Annotated in this window: 16 protein-coding genes; 13 read left to right on the forward strand and 3 right to left on the reverse strand. The window is 48.5% G+C overall.

From position 1 onward, the window contains the following. Position 1: 1 nt before the first annotated feature. From AC5SV9_RS16475 to purF, 8 genes are all read left to right on the forward strand, one after another. Positions 2-1021, forward strand: coding sequence for an aspartate-semialdehyde dehydrogenase (locus tag AC5SV9_RS16475; protein WP_226767006.1), 1020 nt, complete (start codon positions 2-4; stop codon positions 1019-1021). A 233-nt stretch (positions 1022-1254) separates the two neighbouring features. Further along, positions 1255-3780 carry a FimV/HubP family polar landmark protein gene (locus tag AC5SV9_RS16480; RefSeq protein ID WP_475148634.1) on the forward strand — a complete coding sequence of 842 codons (2526 nt, stop codon included), beginning with the start codon at positions 1255-1257 and terminating at the stop codon, positions 3778-3780. A gap of 71 nt (positions 3781-3851) precedes the next feature. Continuing rightward, complete coding sequence (gene truA, locus AC5SV9_RS16485) at positions 3852-4637, forward strand: tRNA pseudouridine(38-40) synthase TruA (protein ID WP_475148636.1); 786 nt, start codon at positions 3852-3854, stop codon at positions 4635-4637. Between the two features lie 139 nt (positions 4638-4776). Beyond that, the gene (accD, locus tag AC5SV9_RS16490; RefSeq protein WP_475148638.1) at positions 4777-5652 is read left to right on the forward strand and encodes an acetyl-CoA carboxylase, carboxyltransferase subunit beta; all 876 of its coding nucleotides are present in this window, start codon (positions 4777-4779) and stop codon (positions 5650-5652) included. 7 nt (positions 5653-5659) lie between these two features. Continuing rightward, on the forward strand, positions 5660-6937 hold the full coding sequence (gene folC, locus AC5SV9_RS16495) for a bifunctional tetrahydrofolate synthase/dihydrofolate synthase (RefSeq protein ID WP_475148640.1): 1278 nt from the start codon (positions 5660-5662) through the stop codon (positions 6935-6937). After that, positions 6934-7536: an SPOR domain-containing protein gene (locus AC5SV9_RS16500; RefSeq protein WP_475148642.1), complete on the forward strand. Its 603-nt coding sequence runs from the start codon at positions 6934-6936 to the stop codon at positions 7534-7536. The genes folC and AC5SV9_RS16500 overlap by 4 nt, the downstream gene beginning before the upstream one ends. Positions 7537-7595: 59 nt before the next feature. Further along, complete coding sequence (locus AC5SV9_RS16505; protein ID WP_134056267.1) at positions 7596-8084, forward strand: CvpA family protein; 489 nt, start codon at positions 7596-7598, stop codon at positions 8082-8084. 19 nt (positions 8085-8103) lie between these two features. Then, entirely contained in the window at positions 8104-9615 is a 1512-nt protein-coding gene (gene purF, locus AC5SV9_RS16510; RefSeq protein WP_134056265.1) for an amidophosphoribosyltransferase, read from the forward strand. A gap of 46 nt (positions 9616-9661) precedes the next feature. Here the strand turns inward: purF and AC5SV9_RS16515 are convergent, their stop codons facing one another. Beyond that, positions 9662-10261 carry a Yip1 family protein gene (locus tag AC5SV9_RS16515; RefSeq protein WP_475148646.1) on the reverse strand — a complete coding sequence of 200 codons (600 nt, stop codon included), beginning with the start codon at positions 10259-10261 and terminating at the stop codon, positions 9662-9664. Positions 10262-10453: 192 nt separating this feature from the next. Here AC5SV9_RS16515 and miaE point away from each other — a divergent pair, with 192 nt between their 5' ends. After that, positions 10454-11254, forward strand: coding sequence for a tRNA isopentenyl-2-thiomethyl-A-37 hydroxylase MiaE (gene miaE, locus AC5SV9_RS16520; protein ID WP_475148648.1), 801 nt, complete (start codon positions 10454-10456; stop codon positions 11252-11254). On the opposite strand, the gene AC5SV9_RS16525 is transcribed toward miaE, so the two are convergent. Next, positions 11244-12179, reverse strand: coding sequence for a GGDEF domain-containing protein (locus AC5SV9_RS16525; protein WP_475148652.1), 936 nt, complete (start codon positions 12177-12179; stop codon positions 11244-11246). The genes miaE and AC5SV9_RS16525 overlap by 11 nt on opposite strands. 86 nt (positions 12180-12265) lie before the next feature. Between AC5SV9_RS16525 and AC5SV9_RS16530 the strand changes: the two genes are divergently transcribed. After that, positions 12266-13999 (forward strand): esterase/lipase family protein, encoded by a 1734-nt coding sequence (locus AC5SV9_RS16530; RefSeq protein WP_475148655.1) that lies wholly within the window; start codon positions 12266-12268, stop codon positions 13997-13999. Between the two features lie 251 nt (positions 14000-14250). Continuing rightward, the gene (locus tag AC5SV9_RS16535) at positions 14251-16695 is read left to right on the forward strand and encodes a TonB-dependent receptor (RefSeq protein ID WP_226767000.1); all 2445 of its coding nucleotides are present in this window, start codon (positions 14251-14253) and stop codon (positions 16693-16695) included. A gap of 58 nt (positions 16696-16753) precedes the next feature. Here the strand turns inward: AC5SV9_RS16535 and AC5SV9_RS16540 are convergent, their stop codons facing one another. Then, on the reverse strand, positions 16754-17755 hold the full coding sequence (locus AC5SV9_RS16540; RefSeq protein WP_134056255.1) for a LacI family DNA-binding transcriptional regulator: 1002 nt from the start codon (positions 17753-17755) through the stop codon (positions 16754-16756). A gap of 125 nt (positions 17756-17880) precedes the next feature. Here AC5SV9_RS16540 and AC5SV9_RS16545 point away from each other — a divergent pair, with 125 nt between their 5' ends. Then, the gene (locus AC5SV9_RS16545) at positions 17881-18402 is read left to right on the forward strand and encodes a gluconokinase (protein ID WP_475148658.1); all 522 of its coding nucleotides are present in this window, start codon (positions 17881-17883) and stop codon (positions 18400-18402) included. A gap of 83 nt (positions 18403-18485) precedes the next feature. Further along, positions 18486-19859, forward strand: a complete 1374-nt coding sequence (locus AC5SV9_RS16550; protein WP_475148660.1) for an MFS transporter — start codon at positions 18486-18488, stop codon at positions 19857-19859. Positions 19860-19886 lie beyond the last annotated feature (27 nt).

A 19886-nucleotide genomic window follows, 5' to 3' on the forward strand; every position in this document is an offset into this window, starting at 1 on the left:
CATGGCTTCGCAATATAATGTTGCCGTTTTAGGTGCAACAGGGTTGGTTGGACAACATTTAATTGAAATCCTGGAACAGCGCGATTTTCCGGTCGCAGAATTGTTTCCGCTGGCCAGCAGCCGCTCGGCTGGTGGTACCGTGACGTTTAAGGGCAAGAAAATCAAAGTTATTGATGCCGAAACCTTTGACTGGTCTCAAGCGCAAATTGGGCTATTTTCAGCCGGCGGTAGTGTGTCAGCAATATATGCACCCAAAGCAGCAGACGCAGGTTGCGTAGTGATAGATAACACATCTCATTACCGCTACGAGCATGATATTCCATTGGTCGTACCGGAAGTAAACGCACACGCCATTGCAGACTACCGTAACCGTAATATTATCGCTAACCCGAATTGCTCAACCATTCAAATGTTAGTCGCGCTTAAACCAATTCATGATGCTGTTGGCATCAGCCGGATTAACGTGGCTACTTATCAGTCAGTCAGCGGTGCTGGTCAGGATGCCGTTGAAGCGCTGGCGCACGAAGCTGCACAGCTGATGAATGGCCGGCCGATTGAAAGCGAGGGGAAGTTCGCCCGTCAGATAGCTTTTAATGTTATACCGCAAATTGATGTGTTTCTGGATAACGGTTACACCAAGGAAGAGATGAAAATGCACTGGGAAACGCAGAAAATCTTCGGTGACGACAGTATTGCTGTCAATGCCACTGCGGTAAGAGTTCCTGTGTTTTTTGGCCATGCTGAAGCTGTACACATAGAAACCCGCATGCCGATAAGTGTTGAACAGGTTAAAGCATTGCTTGCTGATGCACCAGGTGTGGTATTGCTGGAAAACAATGCTGATTTCCCAACCCAGGTCTGTAGCGCGGCAGGGAAAGATGAGGTTTTTGTGGGCCGCATCCGACAGGATTTATCGCATGAAAATGGCATTAACCTTTGGGTAGTTGCCGACAACATACGAAAAGGCGCCGCAACAAACAGTATTCAGATAGCTGAGCATCTTATCCGCGATTATTTGTAAAACAAGCAAGGCTCCCAAGTGGAGCCTTTTTTCTGCTTTTATGTCCTGCTTAGATGTTGTTATCAGTTTACCCAGAGTCAGAAAAACTAGTCATAATGGTATCAGTGCATTATATTTCCGTGCAGTGAACGGGCTTGTAAAGTTGGAACATTGTTTGCAACATAATTAAAGCCGGTACCTGTTGCTGCCGACATCTTATACATATGCGCCTGAATTGGGGTAGGAAGCTTTTAATGCCAGTGTTATTTGTTCTCATTATTACCGTGCTCGTCAATTTTTCGTCATGTGCGCTGGCGCAGGAAAGAACTACAAAAATTCGTGGGCCGCGCAGCACAGATGTACCGCCAGCGCCATTAACGGTAGGCCCGCTTAGCCCCTCTGATACGTTGTGGCGGGTAGCCGAGCGCATTAAACCAGAAGGAAATATCAGCCTTTATCAGGTGATGTATGCGCTGTATCTGAAAAACCCGGATGCCTTTCTGGATAACAATCTGAACCATCTTCGCCCGGGTTCCGTGCTGGTATTACCCAGCTTGCAGGAAATTCAGCAGATTGATCTGAATACCGCACGGGATAAGTCAGAACGTGATGATAAAGAGTGGGCTACACGGCAAAAAAATGCCGCTGCCAGACAAACGACGGCAGCACCGGAAAAAGCAGCGCCCTCAACTGACGATGCACAAAAGCTTCAGCAGGAATTGACCAGAATTGACCAGCAGCAACGTATGGAGCTGGATAGTCTTCGTAGTCAGTTCGCTGACTCCATGCAGCAAGTAGAAGCAATCGTCGCTGAGAATCTGCAACTTAAAACCAGCTTGAGTAAAGTCGAGCAAGAGCTGGCGCTAATAAAATCTCAGTTGGGTGAAGACAGCGAACTGCAACAGCAAATATCCCAACTGCTTGCTCAGCAATCAGAGCTATTACAGGCAAAAGCAGAGCAGGAAGCTGCAGCAGCAGAGGGGGTAGATTGGCAGCAGTGGTTTAAAAATCCTATTGCCTGGGTTTTGGCGGCCTGTATTCCTGCCTTGCTGGTGCTATTTAGTATTTTGCTATGGGTGAAAAAACGTAGCCGGCAAACTGAAGAGGTTATTCATGCAGCGACCACAGAGCCGATGCCAGACCCCTCTTATCAGTCGCCTTTGCCACCACTGGACGATAACAACGACCTGGATGAGAGCCTGTTTGAGATTGACGACGCCTTGCTGGAGGATGCCTTTAGTGCGGGCCCGGACTTAGCAGAACCAGATCTTAGTGACGAGCTGCAGGAATTCGACGACACCTTGTCCTTTGAAGATGATAGCCTGCTGCCATCTGATGAGCGCCCGGACAAAGATGCCGCCCCCGAGCCAGAAGACGCATTTGACCCGGACAATATTTTGTCTGATACCGACTTATCTGCGCTGCTGGCAGCTGAAGATGATGATGATGTTGTAATAGAGCTTGCTGATGAAGAAGACAGCATCGGCTTGCAAGTCGAAGCGGAACAAAACGTTACTGCGCAAGACAATACTGCTGATGCGGATCCGTTTGAGGATCCTGTGCTGCCGGATGAATTTGACGTTGATGAACTGATCGAGGAAATTGATTTAGACGAGCCTGACGAGCCTGACGAACCTGCCGTTACTCAAGAGCAACAATTGAGCCAGGCCCTGTCAGACATGGCGTTAGCAGAGGAGTCGTCAGAGGCAGATCTTAGTAAAGCTGCAGAAGTAGATGTTACAGATAGCAGTGATACTGATGTGACTGATATAGAGAGTTTCGACAGCTCCGAGTTGGAGGAATTTGCGGAAAGTCTGGTAGCTGAAAGTGATGATTCGACATCAACGACCAATGTGGAAGAGCTTGATAACAGTGAGGAAGCACTGTTAAGTGCAGAGCTGGCGGAACTGCTTGATCAGGTGCAGGACACGCTTCCCGACAACCATCAACAGGCTGCTGCTGAGAGCGCCACTGATAACAATTTTGACCTTGATGGCGACGACGGGGATGTTAGTAGTCAGGACGAACTGCTGGATGTCACTGAGTCGGAAGAGCAAGATACTGCACTGGCATCTTTGGATCTGACCACCTCAGATGATGCTTCGGTGAGTCAACCGACAGATGCTGCATTGTCTGTTGAAAATCCGAGTAAAATACTAGATCAGTATCCGCAGCTTGAACTTGATGCGGATGTTCCGCAGGACGAAGAATCGGCACTGTCTCTGCCTGATGATTTAGAGCCTGAGCTTTTACTGACGGATCCGGATGAACTGACAGAGGAAGATTTATTAACTGTAGAAGATGAGACGGCAGCCGGAACTGAACCTGAGCTGGACCCGATGCCGGATACGCAGTTTGATTCGCTGATGACTGAATTAGAAGCCATGGCGGATAATTTGGATGACGCAGAGCCTGCTGAGAACCAAGCCAATGATGCGGTCATCTCAAATGCAGAGCATGATGACAGCTTTGATTTTGGTGACGAAGATTTTGTCGAAATAGACAGTTTACTGGCTAATGCGGAACTGCAGGAGCAGGACCCTGACCGCTTTGCTCAATTGAACGTGGATGTGGGTTTGGAAGACTATGCTGATATCATTGGCGAGCATGAAAGACGAGACGTAGACAGCGAAGATAATGGTTATTCAGCGAAACTTGATTTGGTCAGGGCCTATATTGAGATTGATGATCGTGAGAGCGCTGACTTACTGCTTGATGATATTCTGGCGTCAGACGCGCCGGACAACGTTAAAGCGGAAGCTCAAAGTCTTAGACAGTAAGATTGTAGCAAGCGCTGTAATAACCACAGGCATGCGTTATAATCGCCGCCGTTTTATCAAGAGGGGACGGCATGCGCATTGCACTGGGTATCGAATATGACGGTTCAGCATTTTATGGTTGGCAGCGCCAGCGTGAAGTAAACAGCGTGCAACAGGAGCTGGAAACTGCGTTGTCAAAAGTTGCCAATCAGCCGGTGGAGCTGTTTTGTGCCGGGCGCACTGATGCCGGTGTGCACGCCACAGGGCAGGTAGTGCATTTTGATACGACGGTGATTCGTGATAATAAAGCCTGGGTAATGGGGACTAATGCTCAGTTACCTGACGCAGTAGCCGTGCGCTGGACGACCCCCGTAGCTGATGATTTTCATGCCCGCTTTAGCGCAACAGCAAGGCGCTACCGCTACATCATATACAACCACAGGTACCGGCCTGCTATTTTGCGCACCGGGCTTAGTCACTATCATCAGACGCTTGACATTGAGTTGATGCAGCAAGCTGCGCCTTATTTACTTGGTGAGCAGGACTTTAGCTCATTTCGTGCAATACAATGCCAGTCGCACAGCCCGTTTCGTAATGTGCATCATTTAACGATAGCGCGCAGTGGTGATTACATTGTACTGGATATTAAAGCCAATGCATTTTTACATCATATGGTACGTAACATTACCGGTAGCCTGCTGGAAGTCGGTATGAAAAACCGGCCGCCTGAGTGGATAGCTGAGTTACTGGCGGCGAAAAATCGTAATTTAGCTGCGGCAACCGCTAAGCCAGGCGGTCTTTATCTGGTGGATGTGGATTATCCGGACCAATTTGGCATACCTAAAACGGAACCTGGTCCGCTGTTTTTACCACGCTAACTGTCACTACTAAGACCAGTTCTCTATATTCGATATATGGGGTTTTATGCTTTAATAGCGCCGGTTTACTGAATTTTGGCGTTGTTTAACGTTTTTTCAACATGGCCACAGGCGGTGTTGCCAGCAATAGGACATATATATGAGTTGGTTAGAAAAGATCCTGCCCAGAACATCCTCTTCTTCCGCGCGTCGAAATATCCCGGAAGGTGTCTGGACAAAATGTACCTCGTGCGAGGCGGTTTTATATAAAGCCGATTTAGACAGAAATCTGGGCGTTTGCCCTAAGTGTGACCATCATATGCGGGTATCGGCCCGTGCCCGGCTGACCAGCTTCTTAGACACTGGGGCGGTAAAGGAACTGGCTGCGGAGCTTGAACCACAAGATCTGCTTAAGTTTAAAGACAGCAAACGTTATAAAGACCGTATCGCCGCTGCACAAAAAGATACCAATGAGAAAGATGCCATGGTCGTGATGCATGGTACCTTAAAAGGTATGCCGATTGTCGCTGCGGCATTTGAATTTGAATTTATGGGCGGCTCGATGGCATCGGTTGTTGGTGCTAAGTTTGTTGCGGGTGTGGAACATGCTTTGCAGCATAAAGTTCCTTTTGTCTGTTTCTCTGCCAGTGGCGGTGCAAGGATGCAGGAAGCATTGTTTTCACTGATGCAGATGGCGAAAACCAGCGCCGCACTGGCTAAGATGAGTGAACAGGGACTACCTTACATCTCAGTGTTGACGGATCCGACGATGGGTGGGGTATCAGCCAGTTTGGCCATGCTGGGCGATATCAATATTGGCGAGCCAAAAGCACTGATTGGATTTGCTGGTCCAAGGGTAATAGAGCAAACTGTGCGCGAGAAGTTACCGGAAGGTTTCCAGCGCAGTGAATTCCTGCTTGAACATGGTGCTATCGACATGATTGTTGACCGGCGCAAAATGCGCGATACAATTGCGCGATTAGTTGCTAAGTTTATGCAGTTGCCTGCTCCGGTGTCGGAGCACGACGCCGCTTAAGGGATTCATGTCTGTAGCTACACCAGCCAGCCAATCGTGCCAGACTCTGGACGATTGGCTTTGTTATATAGAGCAAAGCCATCCTGTACATCAAATTGAACTGGGTTTAGAACGTATCCAGAGCGTTGCCAGTCGCGCAGGTTTACAAAGCTTGCCGGGTAAAAGTATTTTGATCGGTGGTACCAATGGCAAAGGCACTACGGCGCGGGCTTTGGAACAGCTGTTACTGGCGCAGGGGTACAGTGTAGGTGTGTACAGCTCACCGCACTTGTTACATTTTAACGAGCGTTTGCGTGTCAATAATGCTGACTTGTCTGACAACGACTGGATAGAGGCTTTTGCTTTTGTTGAACGGTTACGCGGTGAAATCGCACTGACCTATTTTGAGTTCACGACTCTGGTCGCATTTAGAATTTTGCAACTTAAGCAGCCGGATTTTTGCCTGATTGAGGTTGGGCTGGGCGGTCGCTTGGATGCAACTAATATTATCAGCCCTGATATCAGTGTTATTACAACCATCGATTTAGATCATCAGGACTGGCTCGGTAACGACAGAGAAAGTATTGGCTTTGAGAAGGCCGGTATTTTCAGACATGGCCAGCCGGTTGTAATAGGCGACCTGAGCCCGCCAGCTTCTGTGCTAAAACATGCTGCCTTGCTGGCATGTCACGTCAGACAGGTAAAAGAACACTACCACTATAGCGAAGCTGCCAATAGCTGGCAGTGGTATAGCGACACTGCGTCGTACCGCGAGTTACCTTTACCTGCGATGCCGGTTCAGAACGCTGCATGCGCACTGGCTGTACTGGAGTGCCTTAATTTGCTGCCGGAGCCATCGGATTTATCATCAGTGCTGGCAGGACTAACCCTACCCGGGCGTATGCAATGGCTACAACAACAGCCTGCAATTATCGTGGATGTGGCACATAATCCGCAGTCTGCTGGCTATCTGGCAGAGCAGCTGCGCAAACTAAAACCACAGTACCGGCAGATCTGGGCATTGTGTGGTATGTTAAAAGATAAGGATATTCAACAAACTCTGTTACCCTTGACGTCCTTGTTTAATCAATGGCATCTTGTAAGCTTAGGCGGGGCAAGAGGCGCATCGGCTCAGCAGCTGGCGGATTCGCTTGCTGGTGCTCTGACAGACGTTCAGCTGTATAGTGACGTACAGCAAGCCTATCGTGATATTCGTGCTAATTTACAGCCGGACGAGTTATTAGTTGTGTTTGGTTCTTTTTTCACCGTGTCTGCCGTGTTGGCTGACCATCTGGAGGCAAAGTGACACCCGCATTTAAACATCGGTTACTTGGAACTGCGATACTGGTTATGGCTGGTATTATTTTCCTGCCGGATTTGCTGGATGGCGAGAAGCAGGTGGTAAAAGATGATTTTAAGGTGATCCCTAACCGGCCTGAATTTCAGGGAGTTCAACAACAGCAAGTGTTGGAACCTGAGGTATTCACCCAGGCTGAAACGGAACTAACTGCTGAACCTATGGATGAAAAACCATTGGATGCCGGGGACAATGGCGCTACAGAGCAGTTGCCTACTCAGCAGTATGCTCAGGTAACTGCGCCTACTACAGAGAAAAAGGTGCAGCCGCAAACTAACCCTGCACTGGCTCAATCGGGCTGGGTGGTGCGGGTCGGCTCATTTAGTAAAGAGCAAAACGCCAATGCGCTGGTGGCAAAACTGCGCCAGGCCGGTTTTGTGACTTTTACCCGTAATATTACCAGTTCTGAAGGTATCCGGCTGACCAGCGTGCTGGTGGGGCCTGAGCTGCGTAAGGAAAAGCTGGAACAGCAACTGCCTAAGCTGCAGCAGTTAACCGGTATCGAGCGCCTCTCAGTGATGAGTTACCAGCCAACAGAAAATAGATAGCCAATCGGGCGCTCAGTTTGATAGAATGCGCGCCGTCATCAAGCAACCTTTGGTAGCAAATGGTCTGGGTTGATTTTGCCATTCTGGCAATCATAGCGTTATCAGCTGTTATCAGTCTGGTGCGTGGTTTTGTTAAAGAGGCGATATCGCTGGCGGTCTGGATCCTGGCATTTTTTATTGCCAGCCAATATTACCCGCATCTGGCAGGTTTATTTACTTCTATGCAGGATGAAACCCTGCGCAACGCATCTGCTATCGCGATTTTGTTTATCTGTAGCCTGGTTCTGGGCGCTCTGATTAATTTTGTTGTTGGTAAGCTGGTGCAATCTACCGGCTTGTCTGGTACTGACCGCTTGTTAGGGCTGGTGTTCGGCGCATTGCGCGGCGTGCTGGTTGTTAGCGCTATTCTGTTCTTTATGGACGCTTTTACTCCGGCTGCATCGGCAGACTGGTGGCAGAGCTCTGTGTTGGTCCCTGAATTTGGTTTTATCATTGAATGGTTCTTCGAGTACTTGCAGAACCATTCCAGTTTTATGCAAAAGCCTTAACGCTGGCGAGGAAAAATCCATGTGTGGTATTGTTGGTATTGTTGGGAAATATCCGGTTAATCAAGCACTTTACGATGGTTTAACAGTGCTACAGCATCGCGGTCAGGATGCTGCCGGTATTGTTACCGTTGATAACAACACCCTACGTCTACGTAAAGCTAACGGATTGGTAAAAGACGTTTTTGAAGCGCGTCATATGCAGCGTCTGGCAGGTAATATTGGTATTGGTCACGTGCGTTATCCAACGGCGGGATCGTCCAGCACAGCTGAGGCTCAACCCTTTTATGTTAACAGCCCTTTTGGTATTGCACTGGCGCACAATGGCAACCTGACAAACTCGCATGTGCTAAAAGAAGATATTTTCCGCGTAGCCAGGCGTCATGTAAACACGACATCTGATTCAGAAGTGTTGTTAAACGTGCTGGCGCATGAGCTGCATAACAGTGGTGTTATGGAGCTACAGGCGGAACATATTTTCCGTGCAGTTGCTAACGTTCACCGGAAAGTAAAAGGTGGCTATGCGGTTGTAGCCCTGATTATTGGCCATGGTTTACTGGCATTTCGTGACCCTAATGGTATCCGTCCTTTGGTGATGGGCAAGCGTGAGACAGAGCTTGGCACAGAGTATATGGTGGCGTCGGAAAGCGTAGCGCTGGATACGGACGGTTTTACCGTACTGCGTGATGTGTCGCCGGGAGAGGCGGTATATATTACTGAGCAGGGTGAGCTACACAGTTTTCAGTGTGCGGAAAACCCAAGCTATACGCCCTGTATTTTTGAATATGTGTATTTTGCCCGCCCGGATTCTACTATTGATAATATTTCGGTCTACGCATCGCGCGTAGCGATGGGCACTATGCTTGGTCAAAAGATTAAACGTGAATGGGCGCATCTGGATATCGATGTGGTGATCCCAATTCCTGAAACCAGCAATGATGCAGCACTGCAAATCGCAACTGAGCTTGGTCTGCCTTATCGGCAAGGCTATGTGAAGAACCGCTACATTGGCCGTACCTTCATTATGCCAGGGCAGGAAGCGCGCAAGAAATCTGTAAAGCGTAAACTCAACGCTATTAAGCAAGAGTTTAAAGATAAAAATGTACTACTGGTTGACGACTCTATTGTGCGCGGTACAACGTCTAAGCAGATCATCGACATGGCACGTGAAGCCGGGGCGAAAAAAGTATACTTTGCCTCAGCAGCGCCTGAGATACGGTTTCCAAATGTGTACGGCATCGATATGCCATCTGCAAACGAACTAATCGCTCACGGTCATGATGTTGAAAGCATTTGTGACATTATCGGCGCCGATGGCTTAATTTTTCAGTCATTACCGGATCTGATTGAAGCTGTTCGGCTGGCGAACCCAGAGATAAAACGCTTTGAAACATCCGTGTTTGACGGTAACTACGTGACCAACGATATCGACCAGGATTACCTGAACCTGCTTGATCAGATGCGCAGCGATGATGCCAAAGCCAAGCTTGGTGCCGCGATGGCTACCAACCTGGAAACTTATAACGAAGGTTAATAAATGCGAAAAGGGAGCTAAGGCTCCCTTTTTACTATCACTGTACTTAATGTGTAAACATTGGACCGAAACCTGAGCTCCATAAAATCGCGGTCGCAGTCATAATGCACACCAGCAGCACCAAGCCACAAGTGACAACAGAACTGGCATAAATAAAGCCGCGTTCTTCCGGTATATGCATCAGAATGGGTACGCCGACATAGAGTAAATACACTGAGTACGTCAGACCTATTAATCCGACAGTCATGACGACCCACAACTCAGGATACAAACCGGCAAAACCCACCATAAATAGTGGCGTAGAGGTGTAAGCCGCCAGCTCCAGTGTTTGTGTGTAGGTAGGTTCTGCACCAAATGTATGCGCCATCCAGTGGGCCAGTAATGCCAAAGCGAACACACCACCAATTAACGCAACATACATAGCGGCAGACATCATTACTGCACTGTCGTGAGTTAATAAAATGCGCTCACCGGCACCTATGCTCCAGCCCAGATAGACTGCAGAATAGTAAGCACAGACTGACGGTATCAGTGCTACCAGTAGTATGTGGATTAAGCTATAACGAAAACTTTCATGTCTTGCATCTATCGTATGCCATTCTTCTTTCGGATGTGCATACAGTCCCCATAAGTGATTCAATATCATAATTATTATCCTTGTCACTACGTCTGAACTACCCGGCTACTTTATGTCACCGTTGTATCAGTTATGACCAATAGAATGCGCTTCGTCAAGCTGTTGTTGAAAATTTGACCATGACAAGGTGCGTTGGTTGATACTTGGTGGCGGCGACCCTATCCGCTATAATACGCGGCATCTTTTTTTGCGGACTAGCAGATGATAAGTTCAGAGATCCAACGGCTAATTGAGCCGGTGCAGCAGTTTTTGCACTGCGTCACCCCAGACAGTTGGCTGGAACAGGCGGTAAAACCATATAACTTGTCAGTGCTTTTGCATGATCATCTGATTTGTGAGCTCAAAGCCGCGCAATCCGCTATGTATCTTATTCGCCGTTATGCAGTTGATGAGCAAAGTAGCGAAGCGTTACTGCAGTGGCTGAAACCCTACGAAGACTTCACGTATCGCCAGCAAGGTGATTGGCGCGAACTGGCTGCTCTGAGCTTAAAGAAATCGATGTTGCCTAAAGCCAGTTCCCAGTACGCGCAGGAATTGATTGATAAAATGGTGCTGCTGATTAAAGAGGAGCTGCATCACTTTTACCAGGTACTGGAAATTATGCAGCAACATGGCATTGAGTATCAGAAGATCACGTCCAGCCGTTACGCCAAAGGTATGCTTCGGCATGTCCGTACTTTCGAACCGGCAGCCATGATAGATAAGCTGATTTGTGGTGCTTATATTGAGGCACGCTCCTGTGAACGTTTTGCTTGTCTGGCGCCACTGCTGCCCGCGACCATTGCCGATTTTTATATTTCGTTGCTACGCTCTGAAGCCCGGCATTATCAGGACTATCTGGGTCTGGCCCAACAGATTGCCGGCAATGATATCAGTGAACGTATCCGGTTCTTTGGCAACATTGAGGCTGAACTTATTCTTACAGCAGATACCGATTTCAAATTTCATAGCGGTGCCCCTGCTAGTAAAGATGCTTCTGTATTATTGAGTACTACAGGATAATACAGTATTCGGCGACAATAACTTTATTGCGGCCGCTATGTTTAGCCTGGTACAGAGCCGCATCTGCATCAGCATAAAGTTGTTCGAAACTGGTCTTGTCTCTGGCCAGCGCTATGCCAATTGAAAGTGTGATATTGAGCTCCCTTCCATCGATAAAGAATGGTTCGTGTGCAATTAATTGCCGCAATCGTTCCGCAACTTCTTCTGCTGTTTCCCTGTTAGTTTGAGCCAGAAAGACGCCGAATTCTTCTCCGCCAATGCGACCGAAAATATCATATTCGCGCAGCGTACGTTTCACCCGCGCAGCAAGCTGACGCAGCACAGCATCGCCGGCCTGATGACCATAGGTATCATTGATCGTTTTAAAGTGGTCGATATCAAGCAGAAAAAATGCCATCGCACACTGTTGCCGGCTACAACGGGTTATTTCGGATTGTACTGACGCAACAAAACTACGGCGGTTAGCGATCTGTGTCAGCTCATCTGTCAGTGCTAAATCTGTCAGGCGGCGGGCATGCTCGTTTAAATGCTGCTCCATTATTTTTTGTTTGGTGATGTCTTTGGTTTGCAGCAGCATTTCACCGTCAGGCATCGTTTGCTCAGAGAATAAAAACCAGCGGCCATCAACTAAATCTACTTCAAATAATCTGAAATCACGTGAGCGACGCAGCTGTTGCACACGGCGTAGCCAGCTGTCTATGTTATCCGCATCAATACGTGGGCCCTTACTGGTATGAAAAGCGTTGCGCATAATGTCGCTGAAGTATTGACCGATAAGTTTAGACTCATCTACGAAAAAAACGTCCATAAATGCTCGGTTAGCGCATAGCAGCCTGTCATCAGCGGTGAGAATGGCATAGCCATCACGGCTGACATCTGCAAATGCAGCTAATTTTTCTGCATAGTATTTAAATGAGTTTTCCATACAACAAAATCTGACAGATAACAGTGCTATAGTGCTAAGCATAGTGGAGTTCTGCTGGGTTTTTGAAAATAATTGCAGGAGTTTCAATGCGACAGCAACAAGGCTACTGGCGGTGGCTAGCAGTGTTAGTTATCGTGCTGGCTTGTCAGGCATGTAGCCAGGGGAAATACATTTACTGGCGCAAGGCCGCACCAGCACAAACGGAAGCCATCAATGGCTTTCTCGCATATCAGTATATTGCTCTGGAGCAGGTAGCGGACAGCGCTATAGCAGATTACTGCCTGCAACTTACCTCACAGCAGACGTCCGGCTACCAGTTATTTTTGTTGCAGTTAAGCTGCGCTGAGCGCTGGTTGGCACAAGAGCTGACGTTTGAGCAGCAGCAACAAGCTATTGCTTACTATAACCAGGCATTGATGCCCTTAGCACGTGCGGCAGTAGCTAAAACGGATACCCGTGCGCTGAACCTGGTGTTAAAACTGCAGTTGGACACAGATGAGAACGGCTTTGCTTTTGAGCAGCTGTTTATCAGCGCAGATCTTAACGCTTATGACCCTTTCATTCAGCGCCAGCAAGGTAATGGTGTCGGTATCAGTGTTGTTGGCCAGCGAGCGAACAGCAAAACCGAGCTGGATCGTTACTATCCACCAGAAGGGATTTTCCGGCCACTAACGTTACTTCCGGTGGCGTTAGATTTCTCTGATCCGGTATTACCTGTGCTGACACTGCGTGCAGTGCAACCAGAAATTGATGACGGTTTGCGCACTGGCTGGACATTTGGCAGTAAGCATTACGCTTTGAATTACGACCCGGCGGCCGCATATTTATGTCTTGTTGAAGTGGCAGTTGTCGACACGCTGGAACAGTCCGGGCTGTTTAACGCAGATAAGGTCGAAGATAAACTTGGCATTTATGCTATTGAGCCATTGCAGCGGGATAAGATACCTATACTGATGATCCATGGTCTGAACTCAAGCCCGTTGATCTGGCGGCGGTTGAGCTGGGCTATTCTGTCAAACCCCAAGTTGGCTGCCCGTTATCAGGTATGGCATGCGTTTTATCCATCAGGGCCGCCGCCATTTTTTAATGCCATGCGGTTAAGGCGGCGTACCGACGAGTTGCTAAAGTATCTTTCGCCGGACTTGCAGGCACCTGCGGCAAACAATATGGTGCTGATAGGACACAGTATGGGCGGCATTATCAGTAAAACCTATGTGCAAAGCAGCGGCAGCGAGTTATGGGATCGCACCTTTTACAAAGTGCCGGCAGAGTTGCCGGTAGATGACGCAACAAGACAGACTTTGCAGGATATTTTTATCTTTAATGCCAGACCCTATGTAAAAACTGCGATATTTATGGATACGCCGCATCGGGGGGCTGATACCGCTGATAGTTGGGTCGGACGGTTGGCGTCAGCGCTGATTACTTTGCCAACAGCCATTAAAAAAGTGTTTGGTAACATGTGGCTGGCATTAACCAGAGAAGATATTAAACCCGCGATGCGAAGCTATATGCGCGGTGGTGGCCCTAACAGTGTGGAAGTGCTGTCTCCACGTCATCCTCTTACCCAGGCGTTGAATCAGTTGCCGTTCAGTGTGCCGGTGTATTCGGTCATAGGCAATGCAAAATTAGCCCAATGCACCGCGCTTAAAAATTGCGAGCTGCAAAATGATACGGTTGTGCCTTATTCCAGTGCACATCTGGCGCTGGCAAAGGAGGAGCTGGTTGTGCAGTCGGCACATAATTCCTATCAGTCTGAACAGGCGATAGAGTTTATCATTGGTATTTTATCCCGTAGCTCTAATACTGATACTCCCTGATGATCACCGTATAACTCTTTTTAACCGCGTGTTGCCCTATAGGTTGATAAATTTTTGAGCAATAAATGGTTGCGCAATCATTTTGCTTTGTGTGACAATGCGCCGCAATAAAGTAGTGCATTGCTTGCTGTCTTTATGCTTCGCATGCCGCTTTTAGCGATCAGGTTTTCTGGTTGCGCAAACATAATAAGTCATTAAGAGATGGCAGCATAATGCCAGCACATTTCAGACAACGGGAAGGACAGACAACAGTGCCTATATTTAAATTTAAAAAAAGCTTTCTTTATACCAGCATGGCTATTCTGGCCGCCGGTGGTGTTAATGCTCAGACCAGCGAAGCAGGCAGCGAAAATACTCGGGCTATCGAGGTTATCCAGGTCAGTGCGACAAAGCGTGTAACCACTATCAGGGAAACGCCACTGGCGGTAACAGCGTTCGATCAGAATGCACTTGATGATAACCATGTTTTGCAACTGGACGACTTACAGGGCATCGTGCCCAGCCTGCATATAGCTCAGAACGGTACGCAGAATACGCCTATGGTGTATGTACGCGGTATTGGTTCATCTGATCAAACTGAAAGTGGTGACCCGGCGGTTGCGTTTCATGTTGATGGTATTTACTCCGCCCGGTCTCAGGGCGCCTCTGCGCTGATGTTTGATCTTGAAGGAGCTGAAATTCTGCGCGGACCGCAGGGTACCTTGTTTGGCCGCAATGCTACCGGCGGTGTTGTTAATTTACATACCGCCAAACCTAAACTGGATTACTTCGAAGCCAATGCTGAAATCACCATTGGTAATTACGACCGCCGCGCTACCCGTGCCATGGTAAACCTGCCACTGAGTGAGACGTTTGCTATTCGTGTTGCGGCGGCGATGGATAAGTCTGAAGGTTATGTTGATATGGCGCCGGGTTCTGCCATGGGCGATAAATATGGCGCTACGGACCTATCAGCCACACGTATCAGTGCGTTCTGGCAGCCAGCCGACAACTTTGACTGGTTTTTATCTTATGAGAATTTTAATGATCAGGGTACCGGTCAAATTCCTACAATAACAGGTGGTTCATCGCGGTCTGCTTATATTCAGGAGCCGGGTTTCAACGATTTTGTTATTGATAGTTTCCGCACCCGTATGAATTACAATTTCGATAGCGGTATAACACTGTCTTACATCGGTGGTTACACTGATTCTTCCCGTGAGTCAGTGTGGGACAGAAGCTGGAGCCCGGATAAGTACGAGTGGGGCGGCTGTGTGGAATGTACCCATGAAGCGACCCAGCATGAACTGCAAATTAAGAACGAAGACAGTGCGCGGCTGCAGTGGATGGTGGGGTATTTTTACTTCAAAGAGAACAACAGCACGCACTTTGACATAGTGCACCCGGACGTAGACTACGAAGGTGGCAACACGCCTAACCCTAATCTGTGGTCAACCTACCGTCAGCCGGATCGCGGTTTAAAATCAAACAGTATCTATGCACAAAGTACTTATAAGGTAACGGATGAGTTTCGTTTGAGCGTAGGGCTGCGTTATACCGAAGATGAGCGCTGGGACAGAGGCGGACGCAATATTATGTGCCCTGATGTAAAACGCACTGAAAATCTGCCGCTTAACAGTGACTATGTTGGTTTGCTGGACCCGGATGGTTTATTAAACGGCCTGGCACCAAACAAGTTTTTGGTACAGCCAGGGCAGTGCTGGGTAGATACCTACAACGATACCAGCCCAAGCTGGGATAAGACGACAGGTATGGCGCGCCTGGAGTGGGATTTTACCCCTGATGTGATGTTGTATGCCTCTTATGCGACTGGCTTTAAATCAGGTACTATTCAGGATGGAAACCGCTACACAGGTGAAGGCCCGTTCACCCAGGCTGATCTGGATGCCATTATTGCTGCCAACAATAATGAAACGGCTGGTACCAATGCCTATGTAGCGCCGGAAGAAAACACCAGTATTGAACTGGGCTTAAAAGGTAGCTTCCTTGACAATACACTGCAATTGTTCGCGGCACTTTTCACCACCGAGTATACCGACTTACAGGTAACCAGTAATGTACTGACCGAAACCGGCGCTGATTTACTGCGTAAAACGAATGCTGGTAAAGCCACAATTAACGGTCTGGAACTGGAAGCTAAATGGTTGGTTGGTCAAAACGGCGAACTGAGCGGGTCTATGTCTTACCTTGATGCGAAGTATGATGAGTTTTTCACGACAGACTCAAGCTACGGTGCTGATGGTATTGCCTTTAACCCGTCGGCTGGCAATCCGGCATTGCCAAACCTGCTCGATTTTAGCGGTAACCATCTGGTGCAGGCGCCTGAGTTTAGTTTGTCACTTAATTACGCGCACTTCTTCGAGCTGAGTAACGGTGCAACGTTAAAACCAAAAGTTCGGATGAGCTACTCATCAGAGATCTGGTTTGATCCGGCAAACCGTGGTGATCGGCCAGAAGGGTTCCGAGGTTTACCTTATGCAGCTGATATCGACAGACAGGATGCATATGCGAAGTGGGACGCCAGCCTGACGTATGAGCCGTCAGAAGGTAACTGGAGTCTGGAAGCTTTTGTTAATAATATTACTGATGAAGAAATTAAGAGTGATCAGGGCCGCTGGAACAGCAACCCGGTACCGAACTATATGTGGCAGGCTCCACGTACGTTAGGTATGCGGTTAAAAGTGCGGTTTGACTAACACTTACTGAAAAAAGCCCTGCACTGCAGGGCTTTTTCCTATCGGCTAAATACAGGTTTCAGGTCGAGCGTCTGGCAATAATTTGATAACCAACATCAATTGGCGCGATTGATTTCCGTGGCTTACCTGCTGCCGCCAGCAACATTTCTACAGCCTGTTTACCCATATCAAAGCGGGCTGACGCGACAGAGGTAATTGATGGGTTTACCAAAGAAGAAGATTCCAGATCGTTAAAACCGCAGATAGCGATATCGCCGGGTACAGCCAGGTTCATCTTCTGCGCTTCAAATAAGGCACCGAGTGCTAAGTCATCATTGCAGCAAAATACGGCATCGCACTTACCGGCAGACTCTGCAATCAATGCTTGCAGTAACTGGCCCCCCAGACGTGCGGACGAGGGTTGGGTTGTGGTTTGCACAAAACTCTGACAAGGTTGTGGCCAGTCAGCCAGCGCCTGCCTGAAGCCGGCCAGACGCTGCTGGGTGCGGGGATCCATTCTGGCACCAATAAACCCCGGCGTGCGGTAACCACGTTGCAGCAGGTGTTTCGTCATATCATAGCCGGCATGAAAATGGGAAAAGCCGATATTCATATCTATTGGCTGATCTGTAAGCTCCATCAGCTGTACCACCGGAATATCGGCCCGCTCAAGTAATTTACGGGCGTAGTCGGTCTGGGCAGCACCGGTCAGAATAATGCCCTCCGGTGATTGTCCCAGCAGCGTTGCGATCAGCTTTTCTTCTTCCAGTGGTGAATAGTGGCAGTCGCCCAAAACAACCTGCAAGTTGTTTGGCCTGGCCGTCTGGTAAATGCCCTGCAGCACTTCATTAAACACAATGTTAGACAGCGACGGAATGATCACGGCAATAACACCCGAACGTGAGGATGCCAGTGCACTGGCCGCGTGATTACGGATATAGCCGGTTTCCCGTACTGCCTGCTCTACCTTATTACGCAACTTATCAGACACTTTTGTTGGGTCTGTCAGCACTCTTGACACCGTAATGGCGCTTACGCCGGCAACTTTGGCGACATCTTTTAAATTAGGTTTTCTGCTCATAGCGCAATCTTATTTTTTCCACAAACAATACTGTATTGTGCCATTTCAGTCAAAATGGTTGCGCAATCATTTTTCGTCAATTAAGCTAACAGTCTTTGTAAATATAACTGGAGCAACATAGCACGATGCCTGTCACGCCTTTAGCGCAGCAATGCCGGACTATTATCATTATGGGAGTGGCCGGCAGTGGTAAATCTACCATCGCCAGTTTACTGTCTGACACGCTTGGCTATGTTTATCTGGAAGGCGATGATTTTCACAGTCCAGAAGCCAAAGCCATGATGGCTGCGGGTATTCCTTTGACTGACTCATTGCGTGAAAGCTGGATAGACAGACTATGCCAGCAGTTAGCATTGTGCGCCGGGCAAAAGAAAAGTTGTGTGCTCAGTTATTCTGGTTTGATAGCCCGCCAGCGCCAGCGCATACGTACAGCCGGCAGCCCGGCGCAGTTTTTCTATTTACACGGTGAAGAAAGCTTGCTGTTACAACGGCTAAGCGCCAGGCAGAATCATTTTATGCCTGCTACTATGCTGCGCAGCCAGCTTGATACCATGCAAAGCCCGCAGCACGAAACAGATGTGTACTATATCGATATCGCGCAAACCACTGAGCAAATTCTGGCAATTATTTGCCGGCAGCTAGGCTGATGTTAATGTGGTAGCGATATCATTCTTAGCATTTCAGACTGGCTATCGCCATTAATCTAATAACGATAAAAGAGACAGACAGGGTGAATAAACACAACACAGCTGCAACAGGCAGTATCAGTTTTCGTGAAAAGGTCGCCTACGGTGTCGGTGATATCGGCTTTAACTTTTACTGGGCAAATATCTCGGCATTTTTACTGATTTTCTATACCGATGTATTTGGCATCTCAGCGGCGGCTGCCGGCACTATGATGCTGGTGACAAAAATTGTCGACGCTTTTACCGATCCCATGATGGGTGCCATCGCCGACAGAACAAAAAGCCGCTTTGGTAAGTTCAGGCCTTATATTTTATGGCTGGCTTTACCGATGGCGGCAGCGGGGGTACTGACTTACAGCACACCTGATATCAGTGAGGGCGGTAAGCTTATTTGGGCTTATGCCACTTATACGCTGATGATGCTGATATACACGGCCATTAATATTCCTTATTCAGCGCTGTCGGGCGTGATGACGGCTGACAGCCAGCAGCGCACTACGCTTATCAGCTTTCGTTTTATCGGTGGCTTTACCGGCGGTATTCTGGTGACCTATTTAACGCCAAAACTGGTGCCGTGGCTGGGGCAGGGCAACGATGTGTTGGGCTGGCAATTAACTATGGCGATTTTTGGCATAGCAGCGGCGCTGATGTTTCTGGCGACATTCTGGTTTACCCGCGAACGTATCAAGCCAATTAATCAAATCCCTGAGTCTGCCTGGCGTGACATTGCTGATTTAAAAGACAACAAGCCATGGCTGGTGCTATTTGCGTTGGCACTGATCATTATGATTTGTATCACTATGCGTGCAGGCAGCGGTGTGTATTACTTTAAGTACTTTGTACAGCGACCGGAGCTGGTTGGCGAATTTTTGTCCTCTTATATGTTTGCCTTGGCGCTCGGTGCCGCCTGCACACCGCTAATGACCCGCTTTATTGATAAAAAACGCCTGATGATTTTGTTGATGAGCCTGACCGGTGTGCTGTCAATCAGCCTGTATTTTGTACCGGCGCAGCAGGTAGGCCTTATTTTCGCGATTAATCTGGCGATTGGCTTTGTGCTTGGCCCCAAATCACCACTGGCGTTTTCGATGTATGCCGACACGGCTGATTATAACGAATGGCGCACCGGCCGGCGGGCAACGGCCATGACATTCTCTGCGGCCACGTTCTCACAGAAGCTTGGTGGTGCCATTGCCTCGGCAGCGATTGGTTGGTTGCTGGCGCTGCTGGGGTATGTCGCAAACGAGCAACAAAGTGCGGCTTCTCAGGATGGCATCGTGCTGCTGATCTCTGTGATACCGGGCGTTATCGCGCTGTTATCTGCTTTTGTTATGCGGTTTTACAGCCTGGATAACCAGCAGCTGGCCAAAATTCAGTACGAGCTTGCCGAACGCAAAGCGGCGGCAGCTAAATTGTAATACAGCACAACAAGCACGCAGTGACAT

The sequence above is a fragment of the Rheinheimera sp. ATLC3 genome (genome assembly GCF_059429535.1).